The following is a 16,072-nucleotide window of genomic DNA, read 5'->3' as shown; positions in this document are numbered from 1 at the left end:
ACCGCCGCGTCGCGATCGTCTGTACCCCCACGAAGGGCATCTTGGTGAGCACTGAAGCAACTTCGGCGGACGTCGCCGGCGTGTCCGGATCCGTTCTGTCGATCTCCGACCTCAGCGTGTCGTTCCAGACCGAGGACGGCGTCGTGAATGCCGTCAAGGGCATCGGGTTCGACGTGCAGCCCGGCGAGATCGTCGCCGTGGTCGGGGAGTCCGGGTCCGGCAAGTCCGTCACGTCGATGTCGGTGCTGGGCCTGCTGCCGAAGACCAGCCGGATCGCCGGCGAGCTGCGCCTCGGCGAGCGCAACCTGGCGGACCTCAAAGAGAAGGACATGCAGAAGATCCGCGGCAACCAGGTCGCGATGATCTTCCAGGAGCCGATGACCGCGCTGAACCCGGTCTACACGGTCGGCTGGCAGCTGCGTGAGTCCCTCCGCTCGCACCTCGACATCTCCAAGGCCGCCGCCGACCAGCGCGCGATCGAGCTGCTCGAGATGGTCGGCATCCCGAACCCGCCGCTGCGGTTCAAGCAGTACCCGCACCAGCTGTCGGGCGGCCTGCGCCAGCGCGTCGTCATCGCCATGGCGATCTCGTGCGACCCGAAGGTCATCATCGCCGACGAGCCGACCACGGCGCTCGACGTCACGGTCCAGGCCGAGATCCTCGGCCTGCTGCGCAAGCTGCGCGACACGCTCGACACCGCGATCGTGCTGATCACCCACGACATGGGCGTCGTCGCCGACATGGCCGACCGCGTCATCGTCATGTACCAGGGCGAGATCGTCGAAGAGGCGCCGGTGCGCGAGCTGTTCGCGTCGCCGAAGGAGGACTACACCCGGCGGCTGCTGGCCGCGGTGCCGGTGCTCGGCCAGCGCCCCGAAGGCCGCCGCCTGCTCGACGACACCGGGATCGCCTCCGACAGCACCGAGGCCGCCAAGATCGCCGAGGAGATCCGGCTCGCCGACGCCGAGCTGGAGGCCGTGATCGAGGAGGCCGCGCCGGCCCTCGAGATCAAGAACCTGGTGCTCGAGTACCCGGGCCGCCGCGGCCAGGCCAAGAACCGCGCGGTGGACGACGTCTCGCTGACCATCGCCAAGGGCGAGATCGTCGGCCTGGTGGGCGAGTCCGGTTCGGGCAAGTCGACCGTCGGCCGCTGTGCCGTGGGCCTGCTGCGCGCGACCCAGGGCACGATCGCGATCGCGGGCAAGGACATCACGACGATGTCGGCGAAGGAGATCCGCCCGCTTCGCCGGTTCTTCTCGATCGTGTTCCAGGACCCGGCGTCCACGCTGGACCCGAAGATGACGATCGGCGAGTCGATCGCCGAGCCGATGGTGCTGCACAAGGTGCTCTCCGGCAAGGAGCTGTCGGCGCGGGTGCGTTCGCTGCTCGACAAGGTCGAGCTGGGCGGCCACTACATGAACCGCTACCCGCACGAGCTCTCCGGCGGCCAGCGCCAGCGCGTGGCCATCGCCCGCGCGCTCTCGCTCGACCCGGCTCTGCTCATCGCGGACGAGCCGACGTCGGCGCTGGACGTGTCGGTGCAGGCCCGCGTGCTGGACCTGTTCCTCGACCTGCAGCAGTCGCTGCAGTTCGCGTGCCTGTTCATCAGCCACGACCTCGCGGTGGTCGACCTCCTGGCCGACCGCGTCGCGGTGATGCAGCACGGCAAGCTGGTCGAGGTCGGCACGCGCGACCAGGTGCTCCACTCGCCGCAGCAGGACTACACGAGGCGCCTGCTGTCGGCGGCCCCGGTCGCGGACCCGGTCCTGCAGGCCGAGCGCCGCGCGGCCTGGGAGGCCGGCAAGCTGGCTCCCGTGGCCGACTGACGCTCTGAGCACACTGAAGGCCGCCGCCCGGGCTGGGCGGCGGCCTTCCCTGCGTTACGAGGCGGTGGGCGGGGCTCGCGTGCGAGAATCGGTCCATGTCGACCACGCGAAAGGGCCATGGCGCGTAGATCGCCGGCCCGGGTCCGCGCGGACCCCCCTCGCGGCACCACCGGCGAGCCCGTCCCCACGCTCGGCGGTCTCTCACCGAGGGGCTTGGCGTGCCTCGTCCGCCTCGAACGCACCCGGCTGTGGCCCGGCGCCGCGGCCGAGGCGCTCCGGGCGTGGGAGGGGTTCGTGCGCGACCCGATCCACCGGCTGTGGGATCCGGAGTCCGGGTGCGGCGTCTTGCGGTGCTGCCCCGATCCGCACGAGGTGCGCCACGTCCTGGACCTCGTCGCCCACGCCCTGCCGGCCGGCGACGCCCGGACCTTCCGCAACCGCCTCGCCGCTCTCGCCGAGCTGTGGTGAGCCGGGCTCAGCCCACGCGGATCCGGGGGTCCAGGATGCCGTACAGCAGGTCCGCCAGCAGGTTCGCCACGATGACGCTCGCCGCGATCACCACCAGCCAGCCCATCAGGACCTGCGGGTCGTTCTTGTTGACCGCCTCCACCAGCAGCGTGCCCATGCCGTGCCAGTTGAAGACCGTCTCGGTGATGATCGCGCCCGTCACCGTGGCGCCGAAGTTGACCGAAAACAGCGTCATCACCGGGATCAGGGCGTTGCGGAACGCGTGGCGCCAGATCACGCGGCTGTTCGAGACGCCCTTGGCGCGCGCTGTGCGGACGTAGTCCGCGCCCAGGACCTCCAGCATCGACGCGCGCTGGAACCGGCTGTACGCGGCGAACGTGATGGCCATGATGGACAGCGTCGGCAGCAGGAACGCGCCGACGTACTTCGCGAGCGCGTCGCCCACCCCGGTCGCGGACAGGCTCTCCGGGCTCGTCGTGCGCAGCCAGGGGTCACCGAGGACGTCGGCGAGGCCGAGGTCGCGGACCCAGACGTTGGCGCGGATCGCGTAGCCCTTGAGGACGATCGCCACGCAGAAGATGGGCATCGAGAACATCAGGAACGCCAGCGTCGTCGCCGCGTAGTCCCAGAGCGAGTACTGCTTGACCGCGGCCAGGACGCCGACCAGCACGCCGAAGAAGAGCGCCAGCACGGACGCCGTCAGGACCAGCTCCAACGTCACGTTGAACGCCGCCATCACCTTCGGCGCCACCGGCGTGAACGCGTTGCCCTGGGCGATCGAGATGCCCCAGTCGCCGGTCAGGAAGTGGCCGAGCCAGGTGAAGTAGCGGGCGACCACGCTCTGGTCGAGACCGAGCTTGTGCTCGGTGTCGGCGATCGCCGACGCGCTGATGCCCGGCTTGCTGCGGAGTTCGCCGAGCGGGTCGCCGGTGTTGGCCACCATGACGAAGCAGAGGAACGTGCCGACCAGCAGGACCGGGACGGAGATGGCCAGCCGTCTGAGCACGTAGAGCACAAGGTTCATCCGAAACCCCCAGGTCCGGCGATCCCGCGGCGAGAACGAGCGCGGGGGTGACCGGAACCCCGGTCACCCCCGCGTCGTGCGTTCAGGCCTTCATTCTCCGCTGGCGCGGGTCGAAGGCGTCGCGAAGACCGTCACCGATGAAGTTGATCGTCAGTGAAATCAGCACGAGCACGATGAACGGCCCAAAGAACAGCGCCGGCCGCGTCTGCAGCTGGGCGTAGTTCTCCAGGATGACGCGGCCCAGCGAAGTGTCGGGCAGCTGGACACCGAGGCCGATGAACGACAGCGCGGCTTCCGCCAGCACGGCCTGCGCGACGGCGAGGGTCGCGTTGACCGTGATGCTGCCGACCATGTTCGGCACCAGGTGCTTGAAGATGATCCGGGAAATGCCGGCCCCCGAAGCGCGCGCCGCGTCGACGAACTCGCGCTGGGACAGCGACATCGCTTCGGCCCGGGTGATCCGGGCGATCGGCATCCACGCGAACGCGGACAGCACCAGCGCGACGATGTACCAGGTACCGCCGCCGAACACCTTGGCGAGAATGGCCGCCGCGGCGATCTGCGGGATGATCAGGAACAGGTCCGTCACCCGTGAGATCGCCGAGTCGGTGAACCCGCGCAGGTAACCGGCGACCGCGCCGAACACCACGCCGATCACGGTCGCGAGGATCGACACGGTGAGCGCGATCAGCAGCGAGTACTGCGTCCCGCGCAGCACCTGCGACACCATGTCCTTGCCGACCTGGGTCGTGCCGAGCGGGAAGTCGCCGCTGGGCTTGGCGAAGGACGGGAACGAGCTGTCCTGGTAGCCGTGCTTCCAGAAGATCGGCATGACGATGCTGATCAGCACGATCAGGACCAGCACCGCCGTCGACGCCATCGCCAGCTTGTGGTGCAGGAACTTCCGCAGGACCAGCTTGCCCTGGCTCCGCGGTTCCGGGAGCGCGTCCGGCGGGAGCGTGCCGTCGGCGGTCGCTTTTTCGGTCGCGAGAAGAGAGTTCAAGTCAGCCAACGCGAATCCTCGGGTCCAGGATGCCGTACATCAGGTCGGCGATCAGGTTGGCGATGATCACGAGGGAGGCGATCACCACGAGCCAGCCCATCATGACCTGGGTGTCGTTCTTCGTGACCGCTTCGACCAGCAACGTGCCCATGCCGTGCCAGTTGAAGACCGTCTCGGTGATGATGGCGCCGGCCAGGACCGAGCCGAAGTTCACCGAGAACAGCGTCGTCACGGGGATCAGGGCGTTGCGGAACGCGTGCCGGAAGATGACCCGCCCGTTGGGGAGGCCCTTGGCGCGCGCGGTGCGCACGTAGTCCGAGCCCATGACCTCGAGCATCGAGGCGCGCTGGAACCGGCTGTACGCGGCGAAGCTGATCGCCATGATCGACAGCGTCGGCAGCAGGTACGCGCCGATCGTGCTGGTTATGAAGTCCCCGACGCCGTCGGTCCGCAGCTGCTCCGGGCTGGTCGTGCGCAGCCACGGGTTGCCGAGGACGTCGGACAGGCCCAGGTCGCGGACCCAGCCGTTGATCTCGATCGCGTAGCGCTTCAGCACGATCGCGATGCAGAAGATCGGCATCGAGAAGAGCAGGAAGGCGAGGGTGGTCGCGATGTAGTCGATGATCGAGTACTGCTTCACCGCCGCCAGGACGCCGACGATGATGCCGATGATCAGCGCGAGGATCTCGGCGCCGACGACCAGCTTGAACGTGACGCCGAGCGCGGCCATCACCTTCGGGGCCACCGGCGCGAGGGCGTTGCCCTGCGCGATGGAGATGCCCCAGTTGCCGGTCAGGAAGTCACCGAGCCACGTGAAGTAACGGGGGATGATGCCCTGGTCGAGACCGAGCTTGGTGGCCGTGGCGGCCAGCGCTTCCTTGCTGATCTGCGGGTTCTGGCGCAGCTCGCCCAGCGGGTCGCCGGTGCCGGCGACCATGACGAAACACAGGAAAGTCCCGACCAGGAGGACGGGAATCGATATCGCCAGACGGCGAAAGATGTAGATCACCAGGTTCAACGAACTGCTCCTCATCCGGGCCTGGTCGTCAGAAGTGCGCTGGACCGCTACCCGGTTGTCTACCGTAGTGGCGGTAACCCTACGGTCAACAGCTACTTCCGGTGGGTACCGGGGCCCGGCTCGTGGCCGGACCCCGGTACCTCCCAGGTCATCTGGAGCGAGGGGAAAGAAGAGGCGGGACGAGCCCTACTTCTTCTGCTCCCACTCGCCGACGTTCCACAGCACACCGTCGTACGACTGCATGTAGACGCGGTCGATGCCCTTGAACGCCCACATGCTCGGCGTCTGGAACAGCGGCAGGGTCGCGTAGTCGTCGGCGATGGCCTTGTCGGCCTCCTGGTACTTCTGCACCTTGACCTGCTCGTCGGTCGCCTTCACCGCGGCGTTGTAGGCGTCGTCGATCTTCGGGTCGCACAGCGACTGGTAGTTCTGCTCGCCACCCTTGTCCGGGCAGACGTAGATCGACTTCGACTCCGCCTTGAACGGCTGGGCCGACCAGCCGAACAGCGCGACGTCGTAGTCACCGGTCGAGACGCGGCCACCCTTGAGGAAGTTGGCGTCGGTCTCGTCCTTGACCTCGATGCCGGCCGCCTTGGCCTGCGAGATGATGATCTCGACGGTCTGGCTGCGGCGCGCGTTCTGGTTGTGCGTGATCTTGAACGAAGCGCGCACACCGTTCTTGGCGAAGATGCCGTCGCCGCCCTTGACCCAGCCGGCGTCAGTCAGCGTCTTGGCCGCCGCGTCGGCGCCCAGGCCCGCCTTGCTGCTGTACAGGTCGGTGTAGCCCTCTTCACCCTGGAAGAAGACGACGCTGTTCAGCGGCTCCGCGTCCGCCTGGACCTCCTTGAGCAGCTTGTCCGTGATCTCCTTGCGGTTGACCGACTCGAGGAACGCCTTGCGGAGGTCCTTGTCGGCGAACATGCGCTTGAAGTTCAGGTCGAGGTGCTCGTAGGTCAGCTGCGAGGCCGAACCGTAGGTCACGCCCTGCGCCGCGAGGCCCTTCATCGTCTGGGCCGCGGTGGCGTCCGGCTGGGTCGACGCCGCGACGTCGATCTCACCGTTCTGCAGCGCGGTCGCCATCGCCTTGGTGTCTTCCATGGCCCTGATGACGATCTTCGACGGGCCACCCTTGCCGCCGACCCAGGTCGGGTTCTTCTCGAGGGTGACGGCCTTCTGGTTGGCGTCGAACGCGGTGATCTTGTACGGGCCCGACGACGGCATGATGTCCGCCTTGAAGCCCTTCCACTCGTTCGACCAGAAGTCACCGGCGGCCTTGATCTGCGCCGGGTCGCCGGTCGGGGCCAGCTTCGTGATGTCCGCGATGCCGGTCTTGGCCTCGAGGATGTGCGCGGGCATGATCGCCGGCGCGTTGAAGAGGCCCTTGTAGTCGAGGTAGGGCTCGCTGTAGTCGGTGACGAAGGTCAGGTTGTCCTTGCACGTCGCCGTCTTGATCAGCGAGTACCCGGTGGTCGAGGCCGAGTTGAACGGGTTCTTGCCGTCCGGGCCCTTCGCCAGGCCGCTCTGCGACAGCCACGCCAGGTACAGGTCCTTGCAGTCGTACGCCTGCCCGTCCGACCACTTGACGTTCGGCTTGATCTTGTAGGTGACCTGCTGCGGGTCCTTCGTCGTGACGTCCCACGACTCGAAGACGTCGTTGTTCAGCAGCACCTTGTTGTTGCCGTCGAGCTTCAACGTACCGGAGAGCACCGCGGTCAGGACGTAGTTGTTGTACGAGCTGTTGGTGTCCGGGGTCTGGTTGTTGTACCCCGAGTACCCGTCGTCGATACCGATCGTGACCGTGCCGTCGTACCCCGGGGTGTCCGCGAGCTTGAACAGGTCACCGGTCTCGGCCTTGCCGGCAGCCATCGACTTGACGTCGGTCGACGATCCGTTCTGATCGGTGCTGCCCGAACCCGAATCACCACCGCTGCAGGCGCTCAGCAGCAGCGAAGCGCCGGCGACGAGCGACAAAGCGGAGACTGCTTTGGATCTCCTCATGAAGTGTGCCCTCCTAGCACTGAGCCCTTGAATATCGGGACAAGGGCCCACACCGCTCCGGTTTGGATGGGCCGGAGCCTACGACACGCCAAGCGACACTCAACTGGCGCACTGCGGGTGCACGCTAGAAAGGAAAAGCACCGACAGTCACCAGTTCAGGGTCGATCGTGACCAAAGGGTGACTTCCAGTGGACATCCAGAAATACGACGGTTACCTCACGGATTCAAAGTCACCCACTCGAAGGCGTCCGTAAAGATCACCCGGTAGTACTGAATGCGTAGTCGAGCGATTACTTCGGGCCGCGAGTCCAGTTCACCGCGGACCCGAACGGGCCCACCATGGGGGGACCCGGCGTGACGCCCGAGATGCCGGATCCGATCGCCAGGGTGTCAGCCAATTGGAACAGCGGAAGTACCACGTTCTGGCGCCAAAGTTCAGGCTCAAGGGTGGTCAGCGCCTCGGTGATCGGCGTCGAGCCGGACAGCGCCGCGTCGATCGAGGGCTGCAGCGCCGGGTCGCAGAAGCCCGCCGAATTGCCCGGAACGACGGGTTTGGCCGGGTCCGTTCCGGTGGCCGTCTGCTCGAGGCGGCAGCCGAAGTTCGAGGCGAGCACCGAGGCCGGGTCGCCGCCGACCGCCTGCGGCACGACCGCGATGTCGATCCCGACGTTGCCGGCCGAGTCGCCGGTCGGCTGCTGGACGCCGTCGACGACCGGCATCGCGAGCAGGCCGCCGAACAGGTCGCGCGGCTGCGGGGTGATCGCGTTGACCTCGATGCCCTGCGCGACGAGCTGGGCGGTGAGCTCCTTGGCGATCGACGCGTACGGCTCCTGGGTGCCCGGCGAGGCGATCACGAGCGAGAGCGCCTTGCCGTTCTTGCGCCAGGTGCCCGCGGTCTTGGCGTAGCCGGCCGCCTTCAGCGACTCCTCGGCCTTGGCGACGTCGGGGGCGGTCGGCGGGCCGGGCGGGATGGTCGCCGCGTACCCGGCCTCCGAAGGCGCCTTGACCTGGGCGTCGGCGTGCAGCGCCGACGACGGGCCGCCGGCCACGCCTTCGGTGATCAGCTTGGTCCGGTCGACGAACGCGGCGACCCCGGCGCGGACCTGGGCGTCCTGCAGGGTGGCGCTGACCGGGCGCAGCAGCACGCCGGCCACCACCGGCCGGGCGACCGTGTGCAGCCGCACGGCCGAGCCCAGCTCGCCGAGCCGCTTGAGCTCGTCGCCGGTGGTCCTGGCCAGCGCGAACTGGTCGTTGCCGCTCTGCAGCGCGGCCAGCAGGGTGTTCTGGTCCGACCGGCGCAGCACGATCCGGTCGATCGCCGCGGGCTTCTCCCAGTAGCGCTCGTTGCGCTCGAGGATGACCTCGCCGCGGGCGGTGTCGATGCTCTTGATCGAGAACGGGCCGGCGACGGCCGGGAAGTTCGCCGCGAGGGCCCCGCGCCAGCCGTCGGGGGCGTCCTTGAGCAGGTGGGCGGGCAGCAGGCCGGAGAACAGCGCCTGCCAGCCGGGGTACGGCTTGGCGAAGGTGACCTCGACGCGCTTGCCGCCCTCGCGGGACTGCAGGTCGGAGATCTGGCGGTAGCCGGCGGGTTCGAGCACGCCGGGCTGGTCGCGCATCTGGGTGCGCAGGTAGTCGAAGTCCTCGGCGGCGATGGGCGCGCCGTCGGACCAGGACGCGTCCGGCCGGATCTCGTAGGCGACCACGAACGGCTGCTGCGAGACCACCTGGGCGGACTTCATGAGGTTCTTGTCGAGCTGGCTGCTGCCGTCGTCCTTCTGCCGGAACACCGAGGGCAGCAGCAGCTGCGAGAGCGCCGAGGTCACCTGGGACGAGTCCGCGAGGTTGTGCGGGTTGTACCCGCCGAGCACGTCGTCGACGCCGACGACGATCTGCGACGGGGTCTTGCCGGTGGTCGACACCGGTGCGACCGACGAGGACACCACCGGGGGTGGCGGGGTGTTCGAGCACGAGGTGAGCAGCACGGCCGCCAGTGCCAGTACCGGCACCGCCTTGCGATTCACCCGCACGCCCCGTTCCTCCCAGATTCCGCCGATCGGGTCAGCCATGCTCCCACGCCCGCCTTCGCGGCCGGAACCGAGATTCCCATACCCGGATCGGCCGGGCTCACCGCCCCAAGGTGGGCGCTCTGGAAAAGACGCGCGAACCACCGTCCGGGTTCCCGGACCGTTCCGGAACGGCGGAACACGCGCGAACGCCACCCACCGCCCTATAAAGATATAAGGAGAAGGCAACCGCATTTCGTGACAACCCGTTCGCCGCCTTTGCACCGGGGGTAGCTGGAGAAGGGACGAAAAAGCCTCCCGGCGGCTCGCACCGGGAGGCTTTTCGGGGTCTCGAAACGGTCAGCCGTTGTCGCGGCTCTTCGCGCGCGAACGCTCCTTCGCGCGGGTGTTGACGTCCAGGGTGACCTTGCGGACCCGCACGACCTCCGGCGCGACCTCGACGCACTCGTCGACGGAGCAGAACTCCAGCGCCTCTTCCAGGCCCATCTTGCGCGGACGGGCCAGCGTCTCCATCACGTCGGCGGAGGACTGACGCATGTTGGTCAGCTTCTTCTCCTTGGTGATGTTGATGTCGAGGTCCTCGAAGCGCGGGTTCTCGCCCACGACCATGCCCTCGTACACCTCGGCGCCCGGCTCGACGAAGAAGGTGCCGCGATCGGCCAGCTGGATCATCGCGTACGCGGTGACCGGGCCGGTGCGGTCGGCGACCAAGGACCCGCTGTGACGGGTGCGGATCTCGCCCGCCCACGGGAAGTAGCCCTCGAACACGTGGTTCGCGATGCCGGTGCCGCGGGTCTCGGTGAGGAAGTCGGTGCGGAAGCTGATCAGGCCGCGCGACGGGAGCACGTACTCCAGCTTGATCCGGCCGGTGCCGTTGCCGCTCATGTCCTCCATGCGGCCCTTGCGGGCGGCCAGGAGCTGGGTGATCGCGCCGAGGTGCTCTTCCGGCGAGTCGATGTAGAGGCGCTCGAACGGCTCGTGCAGCTTGCCGTCGATCGTGCGCAGGACCACCTGCGGCTTGCCGACGGTCAGCTCGAAGCCCTCGCGCCGCATCTGCTCGACGAGGATGGCCAGCGCCAGCTCGCCACGGCCCTGGACCTCCCAGGTGTCGGGGCGCTCGGTCGGCAGCACGCGGATGCTGACGTTACCGATCAGCTCCTGGTCGAGGCGGGCCTTGACCAGCCGCGCGGTGACCTTGTCGCCGCCGTTGCGCCCGGCCAGCGGCGAGGTGTTGACGCCGATGGTCATCGAGATCGCGGGCTCGTCGACGGTGATCCGGGGCAGCGCCACCGGGTTCTCGGAGTCGGCGAGGGTGTCGCCGATGGTGATGTCCGGGATGCCCGCGATGGCGACCAGCTCGCCGGCGCTGGCCTCGGTCGCCGGGACGCGGGTGAGCGCCTCGGTGACCAGCAGCTCCGAGATCCGGACGTTCTGGACGTTGCCGTCTTCGCGCATCCAGGCCACCGTCTGGCCCTTGCGCAGCTTGCCGGCGTGGATGCGGATCAGCGCGATGCGGCCGAGGAAGTTGGACGCGTCGAGGTTGGTGACCAGCGCCTGCAGCGGCGCGTCGAGGTCGGCGGCGGGCGGCGGCACGTGCCGGAGCAGCGTGTCGAACAGCGGGTCGAGGTTCTCGCTCTCGGGGATCTCGCCGTCGGCGGGCTGCTCCAGGCTCGCCTTGCCGGCGCGCGCGGAGGCGTAGACGACCGGCAGGTCGAGGATCGCGTCGTGGTCGGCGTCCTCGATGTCGCTGGCCAGCTCGAGCAGCAGGTCGTGGGTCTCCTCGACAACCTCGGAGATCCGGGCGTCCGGCCGGTCGGTCTTGTTGACCAGCAGGATCACCGGGAGGCGGGCCTCGAGGGTCTTGCGGAGCACGAATCGGGTCTGCGGCAGCGGACCCTCGGAGGCGTCGACCAGCAGGACGACGCCGTCGACCATGGCCAGGCCGCGCTCGACCTCGCCGCCGAAGTCGGCGTGGCCAGGGGTGTCGATGACGTTGATGGTCACCGAGCCCTCGGGCGTCTGGCGGTGGATCGAGGTGTTCTTCGCGAGGATCGTGATGCCCTTTTCGCGCTCGAGCTCCCCCGAGTCCATCACGCGGTCGACGAGCTCGGCCCGCTCGGCGAAGGCGCCGGACTGGCGCAGCATCGCGTCCACGAGCGTGGTCTTGCCGTGGTCGACGTGGGCGACGATCGCGACGTTGCGCAGGTCGGGCCGGGTCTTACCGGTCGGCCGGCCGGTTTCGACGGTAGCGCTGGCTGCGGGCACGCGAAGACTCCTGAACTTCAAAGGTGTGGGTGGCCGCGCAAGCCGTCAGGCATCCCGTGACCGGCTCTGGTCACACGCGGACCTCACCAAGGATACCTTCCACGCGTTTGTGAGCAGCCCCACGCCCCCAGATCGGTTAGCCTCACCTAACGTGGAGGCCCGGTGACCTCGCCGATCCGGAAGGTGCGTGCGCGTGGGCAAGAAGCAGCCGGACGACCCCAGGAAGGTCGTGCGCAAGCTGATGAAGGCCGGCAAGGTCAAGAAGAAGTGCTGCCGGTCGAAGCCGCGCTGCAAGAAGTGCCCGGTATTGGCTCTGAAGAAGGCGAAGCAGGACCTGGCCGCCTAGTGCGGTACCGCTTCGTTGAGCAAGCGCAGCTCCGGAGCGGTCTTGGTCGGCGAGAACTCGATGACCTCGTACTGCGCGAGGTGCTGCACGCAGAACGGGTCGGACGCCAGGATGGCGTCGAGCTTCCCGCGGTTCAGCGGACGCGTGATGATCACACCGCCGACGCGCGGGTTCCGCCGCCCGGACGCGAGGAAGTGGCCGTGTTCGTACTGCTTGTTCAGCCATTCCTGGTGGTCCGGGAGCGCGAGGTCGATCTGCTCGATCGGGGCCGTGTAGTTCAACAGGACGACATACATGGTTGGACGGTAGACCCGCAAGCCCCTTCGCGCCTATGCTCGCTGCATGCACGCGCAGACGTCCAGCTGGTGGCCGCCCTCGGCGGCCGTCTAGTCCTGCGCTGATCACCAGCGGCCGCCCCGGACGGGCGGCCTTTTTTCGTGCCTTCTCCGGGGTGGTCCCTCCCCGAAAGGAAAACACATGAGCAAGCTGTCCGGGATCACGCCGTCGGGTCACGTCCACCTCGGCAACTACCTCGGCGCGGTCCGCCGCTGGGCGCGTGAGGGCCGCGCGGACGACCTGTACTTCGTCGCCGACCTGCACGGCATGACGACCCCGCACAACCCGGCGAAACTCCGGTCACTGGCGAGGGAGCAGCTCGCCGTGCTGATCGCCGCCGGCATCGATCCCGAGCGGGTGTTCGTCCAGTCCGACCTGGCCCGCGAGCTGGGGGCGCTGACGTGGGTCCTGGAGTGCACCTGCAACTACGGCGAGGCCGCGCGGATGATCCAGTTCAAAGAAAAATCAGCGGCGCGCAGCGCCTCCGCTGAGGGTGGCGGCGGGGGCATGGATGGAAAGTCCAAGGGCCAGGCCGGGGTGCGGCTGTCGCTGCTGACCTACCCGGCGCTGATGGCCGCGGACATCCTGCTCCAGGGCGCGCACGAGGTCCCGGTCGGCGAGGACCAGCGGCAGCACGTCGAGCTGACGCGGGCACTGGCCAAGCGCTTCAACAGCACGTACGGCGAGGTCTTCACCATCCCGGAGGCGGTCCTCCCGCCGGCGGGCGCGCGGGTGAAGGACCTCACCGACCCGACGCGCAAGATGTCGAAGTCGACGCGCGACGCGGCCGGCGTCGTGTTCGCGCTGGACGAGCCGGACCAGGTCCGCCGCAAGATCCGCCGGGCGGTCACCGACGGCGGTTCGGTGCCGGTGCACGCCCCGGACACCCGGCCGGGGATGGCGAACCTGCTGGAGGTCCTGGCCGCCTGCCGGGGCGGCTCGCCGGCGGACCTGGCCGAGGAGTTCACGTCGTACGGCGCGGTGAAGGACGCCGTCGCCGACGCGGTGATCGAGGAGCTGCGACCCCTGCGTGAACGAGCGTTAACGCTGCTCGAAGACGTCGCGGAGCTGGACCGGGTCCGCAAGGCGGGTGCGGAACGGGCTCGGGAGCGGGGCTCCCACCGGCTCGACGCGGCGCTGCGGATGATCGGCGCTAACTGAGCAGCGCGCGCAGCTCCGGGAGCAGGATCCGGTCGGCGGGCAGCCAGTCGACGTCGTCGAGGTCGTCGGGCCCGAGCCAGCGCACGGCCCGGTGCTCGACGGCCCGCGGCTCCCCGCCGGGTGAAACGAGCGAAGCGGCGTAGATGCGCAGCACCTTCCCGCCCGGCAGCGGGACGTCCTCCCCGACGCGCGCGCCGACCTCGATCACGACGTCGAGCTCCTCGCTGCACTCCCGGGCGAGCGCGAAGGCGTCGGACTCGTCGGCTTCGACCCGGCCGCCCGGCAGCTCCCACTGTCCCGCGTGGTCGGCGGGCCAGGCGCGCTGCTGGGCGAGCAGCTTCCCGTCACGCACGAGGGCGGCACCCACGATCACACCGTTCACAGCCCCGGAATCTACCCGGAAGCCCCACTCCCGCTCGTGGCCGGTCGTGAGTGGGAAACAGGGTTCCAACCCTGTTCCTCACTCACGACCGGTAGCCGCGCGCCAGACCACCACGAACCGCGCTCCCCCGTCCGGGGACTCGCCCACCTGCACCCGGCCGCCCCGCCGCCGGACCGTCTCCGCCACCATCGCCAGCCCCAGCCCGGTGCCGCCGGACGAGCGGGCCCGGTCGTCGGCGATCCGGTAGAACCGGTCGAACACCTTCTCGCGGTGCTCCGGCGCGATGCCCGGGCCGTCGTCGTCGACGACCACCCGGACCGTCGAGCGGGACGCCAGCACCGACACCACGATCTCCCCGCGCGCGTAGCGGCAGGCGTTGCGCAGCAGGTTGTCCAGCACCAGCTCCACCTCGGCGTGCGCGGACGACGCCCACGCCTGCGCCACCGCCGTGTTCACCCGCGTCTCCGGTGCCTCCGCCGGCAGCCGGGCCACCGCAGAACGCACCTCGCTCACCAGCTCGACGGGCGCGGCGGGCGGTACCTCCCCCGCGTCCGACCGCGCCAGCGACAGCAGCCCGTCCAGCAGCGACGACAGCCGCTCGGCTTCGGTGAGGATGTCCGACAGCGTCTCCTGCGACAGCTCCGGATCCGGGTTCGTCACGGCGACCTCGGCCTGGACGCGGATCGACGCGACCGGCGAGCGCAGCTCGTGCGCCGCGTCGCCGGTGAACCGCCGGAGCCGCTCGGCGGCCTGCTCCTGCCGTTCCAGCAGCGCGTTGAACTCCTCCGCGAGCGCGCGCAGCTCGTCGTGGGAGTCCGGCAGCGCCAGCCGCGCGCCCGGCGGCAGCGCCCGCACCGAACCCCGCATGCGCGCGACCGGCCGCAGCGACAGGCGCACCACCAGCCACGTCGCGAAGCCCGCCACCAGCGCGCCGACCGACGCGACGACGACCAGCCACACCCCGCCGTAGTGCACCGCGGCCGAGAACCCGACCAGGCCCGCACCGGCCACGACCAGCCGTTGCGCCCCGTCCGGCGCGCTCACGACGGCGCCGAGGTACCGCGCGCCGTCGCGCTGGACCGGCTGGCCCGCCTTGAGCGTCGAGATGTCGTACACCGTAAGGCCGGTGGGTGTCCCGCCGTCCACCGGCGCGCCCGCGGTGTCCAGCACCCGCAGCGTCACCGGGGCCGCGCCGGACAGCGGCCGCCCGGCGCCCACCTCGGCGCCGGCCGGGCCGAGCGCGCTCGAGAGCTCGCGGTCGACCGAGCCGATGAGCAGCGGCGACAGGTTCGACGCGGCCAGCGCGGCCAGCCCGAGCAGGCAGACCAGGGTGATCGTCGCGGCCAGCAGGGTGATCCGCACTTGCAGGGACCGGCCCCGCCACCAGCCGATCACGGGGTGATGACCTCGTCGAGCTGCGCGTCCGAGGCCAGGTAACCGTGCCCGCGCACGGTCCGCAGCAGCGCGCCCGCGCCGACCGCGTCCAACTTACGTCGTACGTATCCGACGTAGACCTCGACGAGGTTGCGCGTCACGGCCTGCTCCTCACCCCAGACCGCGCGCAGCAGCTCGTCCTTCGTGACGACCGTGCCCGCGCGTCCGACGAGCACTTCCAGCAGCGCGAACTCGCGGGGGCTCAGCCCGACCTCCTCGTCGTTCCAGTGCACCTGCCGCAGCCCGCGGTCGACGGCCAGCGCGCCGAGCCGCAGCGTGCCGCGGCTCGCGTCCGGCCCCGCCCGGCGCAGCGTCGCGCGGACCTGCGCGACCAGCACCACGAAGGAGAACGGCTTGACGAGGTAGCCGTCGGCGCCGAGGTCGAGGCCGTCGGCCTGGTCGATCTCGCCGTCCTTGGCCGAGACCAGCAGCACCGGCGTCGTGACGCCGTCCTTGCGCAGCCGCTCCAGCACGCGGTAGCCGGACAGGCCCGGCAGCATGATGTCGAGCAGGATGACGTCGAAGGAGCCCGTGCTCGCCAGCTGCAGCCCGGTGGGCCCGTCCGCGGCGGTGACCACGTCCATGTCCTCCGCGCGCAACCCGCGTTGCAGCGCCTTCCGCACGCCCGGTTCGTCGTCGACCACCAGCACCCGAGGTTTCACGAGGTTCATCATGACCGGTTCGCGCAGGTCGTGCGGCGGCTCTCAGCACGATCTCAGCCGGGGAGGGAGAACCTTCAGGGGTATCTCAGCCTCGAGAGGGAAGCGTCGTGGCCAGGGAACCGGGC

General features: G+C 69.4%; 14 protein-coding genes. 4 read left to right on the top strand and 10 right to left on the bottom strand.

Features of this window, described 5'->3' with window-relative positions; all coding sequences use genetic code 11:
* Positions 1–44 precede the first annotated feature (44 nt).
* The gene (locus AB0B33_RS00330; RefSeq protein WP_360764960.1) at positions 45–1,826 is read left to right on the top strand and encodes an ABC transporter ATP-binding protein; all 1,782 of its coding nucleotides are present in this window, start codon (positions 45–47) and stop codon (positions 1,824–1,826) included.
* Between the two features lie 117 nt (positions 1,827–1,943).
* Positions 1,944–2,294: a hypothetical protein gene (locus AB0B33_RS00325; RefSeq protein ID WP_360764957.1), complete on the top strand. Its 351-nt coding sequence runs from the start codon at positions 1,944–1,946 to the stop codon at positions 2,292–2,294.
* Between the two features lie 7 nt (positions 2,295–2,301).
* Here AB0B33_RS00325 and AB0B33_RS00320 read toward each other — a convergent pair whose 3' ends face one another.
* The 6 genes from AB0B33_RS00320 to typA all read right to left on the bottom strand — a co-directional run bounded on the left by AB0B33_RS00320 (position 2,302) and on the right by typA (position 11,626).
* Positions 2,302–3,318, bottom strand: a complete 1,017-nt coding sequence (locus AB0B33_RS00320; RefSeq protein WP_360764954.1) for an ABC transporter permease — start codon at positions 3,316–3,318, stop codon at positions 2,302–2,304.
* Positions 3,319–3,400: 82 nt separating this feature from the next.
* Positions 3,401–4,330 carry an ABC transporter permease gene (locus AB0B33_RS00315; RefSeq protein ID WP_360764951.1) on the bottom strand — a complete coding sequence of 310 codons (930 nt, stop codon included), beginning with the start codon at positions 4,328–4,330 and terminating at the stop codon, positions 3,401–3,403.
* Complete coding sequence (locus tag AB0B33_RS00310; RefSeq protein WP_360764948.1) at positions 4,323–5,339, bottom strand: ABC transporter permease; 1,017 nt, start codon at positions 5,337–5,339, stop codon at positions 4,323–4,325. Before AB0B33_RS00310 ends, AB0B33_RS00315 begins: the two co-directional genes overlap by 8 nt.
* A gap of 186 nt (positions 5,340–5,525) precedes the next feature.
* The gene (locus AB0B33_RS00305; RefSeq protein WP_360764945.1) at positions 5,526–7,337 is read right to left on the bottom strand and encodes an ABC transporter family substrate-binding protein; all 1,812 of its coding nucleotides are present in this window, start codon (positions 7,335–7,337) and stop codon (positions 5,526–5,528) included.
* Between the two features lie 290 nt (positions 7,338–7,627).
* Positions 7,628–9,364: an ABC transporter family substrate-binding protein gene (locus AB0B33_RS00300; RefSeq protein WP_360766171.1), complete on the bottom strand. Its 1,737-nt coding sequence runs from the start codon at positions 9,362–9,364 to the stop codon at positions 7,628–7,630.
* Between the two features lie 336 nt (positions 9,365–9,700).
* Positions 9,701–11,626, bottom strand: a complete 1,926-nt coding sequence (typA, locus tag AB0B33_RS00295) for a translational GTPase TypA (RefSeq protein WP_247018781.1) — start codon at positions 11,624–11,626, stop codon at positions 9,701–9,703.
* Positions 11,627–11,819: 193 nt separating this feature from the next.
* Here typA and AB0B33_RS00290 point away from each other — a divergent pair, with 193 nt between their 5' ends.
* Positions 11,820–11,972 (top strand): hypothetical protein, encoded by a 153-nt coding sequence (locus AB0B33_RS00290; protein ID WP_169734962.1) that lies wholly within the window; start codon positions 11,820–11,822, stop codon positions 11,970–11,972.
* Here AB0B33_RS00290 and AB0B33_RS00285 read toward each other — a convergent pair.
* Positions 11,969–12,268, bottom strand: coding sequence for a YciI family protein (locus AB0B33_RS00285; RefSeq protein WP_086859227.1), 300 nt, complete (start codon positions 12,266–12,268; stop codon positions 11,969–11,971). The two genes, AB0B33_RS00290 and AB0B33_RS00285, sit on opposite strands and share 4 nt — an antisense overlap.
* Before the next feature lie 181 nt (positions 12,269–12,449).
* Here AB0B33_RS00285 and trpS point away from each other — a divergent pair, with 181 nt between their 5' ends.
* A complete protein-coding gene (gene trpS / locus AB0B33_RS00280) occupies positions 12,450–13,469 on the top strand; it encodes a tryptophan--tRNA ligase (RefSeq protein ID WP_360764940.1) in 1,020 nt (339 codons plus the stop codon).
* On the opposite strand, the gene AB0B33_RS00275 is transcribed toward trpS, so the two are convergent.
* From AB0B33_RS00275 to AB0B33_RS00265, 3 genes are all read right to left on the bottom strand, one after another.
* Positions 13,462–13,851 carry an NUDIX domain-containing protein gene (locus AB0B33_RS00275; protein ID WP_360764937.1) on the bottom strand — a complete coding sequence of 130 codons (390 nt, stop codon included), beginning with the start codon at positions 13,849–13,851 and terminating at the stop codon, positions 13,462–13,464. The genes trpS and AB0B33_RS00275 overlap by 8 nt on opposite strands.
* Before the next feature lie 78 nt (positions 13,852–13,929).
* On the bottom strand, positions 13,930–15,246 hold the full coding sequence (locus AB0B33_RS00270; protein WP_360764934.1) for an ATP-binding protein: 1,317 nt from the start codon (positions 15,244–15,246) through the stop codon (positions 13,930–13,932).
* Positions 15,243–15,959 carry a response regulator transcription factor gene (locus AB0B33_RS00265; RefSeq protein ID WP_360764932.1) on the bottom strand — a complete coding sequence of 239 codons (717 nt, stop codon included), beginning with the start codon at positions 15,957–15,959 and terminating at the stop codon, positions 15,243–15,245. Before AB0B33_RS00265 ends, AB0B33_RS00270 begins: the two co-directional genes overlap by 4 nt.
* Positions 15,960–16,072 lie beyond the last annotated feature (113 nt).

The sequence above is a fragment of the Amycolatopsis sp. NPDC049159 genome, assembly GCF_040648295.1.
In the GTDB taxonomy this organism is placed as follows: Bacteria; Actinomycetota; Actinomycetes; order Mycobacteriales; family Pseudonocardiaceae; genus Amycolatopsis; species Amycolatopsis pretoriensis_A.
This window is presented reverse-complemented; position numbering and strand designations above follow the sequence as displayed.

Coding starts and splice junctions, on each gene's coding strand:
- AB0B33_RS00325 (WP_360764957.1), top strand. CDS start 1,944: ATGGCGCGTAGATCGCCGGCCCGGGTCCGCGCGGACCCCCCTCGCGGC.
- AB0B33_RS00265 (WP_360764932.1), bottom strand. CDS start 15,959: ATGATGAACCTCGTGAAACCTCGGGTGCTGGTGGTCGACGACGAACCG.
- trpS (WP_360764940.1), top strand. CDS start 12,450: ATGAGCAAGCTGTCCGGGATCACGCCGTCGGGTCACGTCCACCTCGGC.
- AB0B33_RS00285 (WP_086859227.1), bottom strand. CDS start 12,268: ATGTATGTCGTCCTGTTGAACTACACGGCCCCGATCGAGCAGATCGAC.
- AB0B33_RS00320 (WP_360764954.1), bottom strand. CDS start 3,318: ATGAACCTTGTGCTCTACGTGCTCAGACGGCTGGCCATCTCCGTCCCG.
- AB0B33_RS00305 (WP_360764945.1), bottom strand. CDS start 7,337: ATGAGGAGATCCAAAGCAGTCTCCGCTTTGTCGCTCGTCGCCGGCGCT.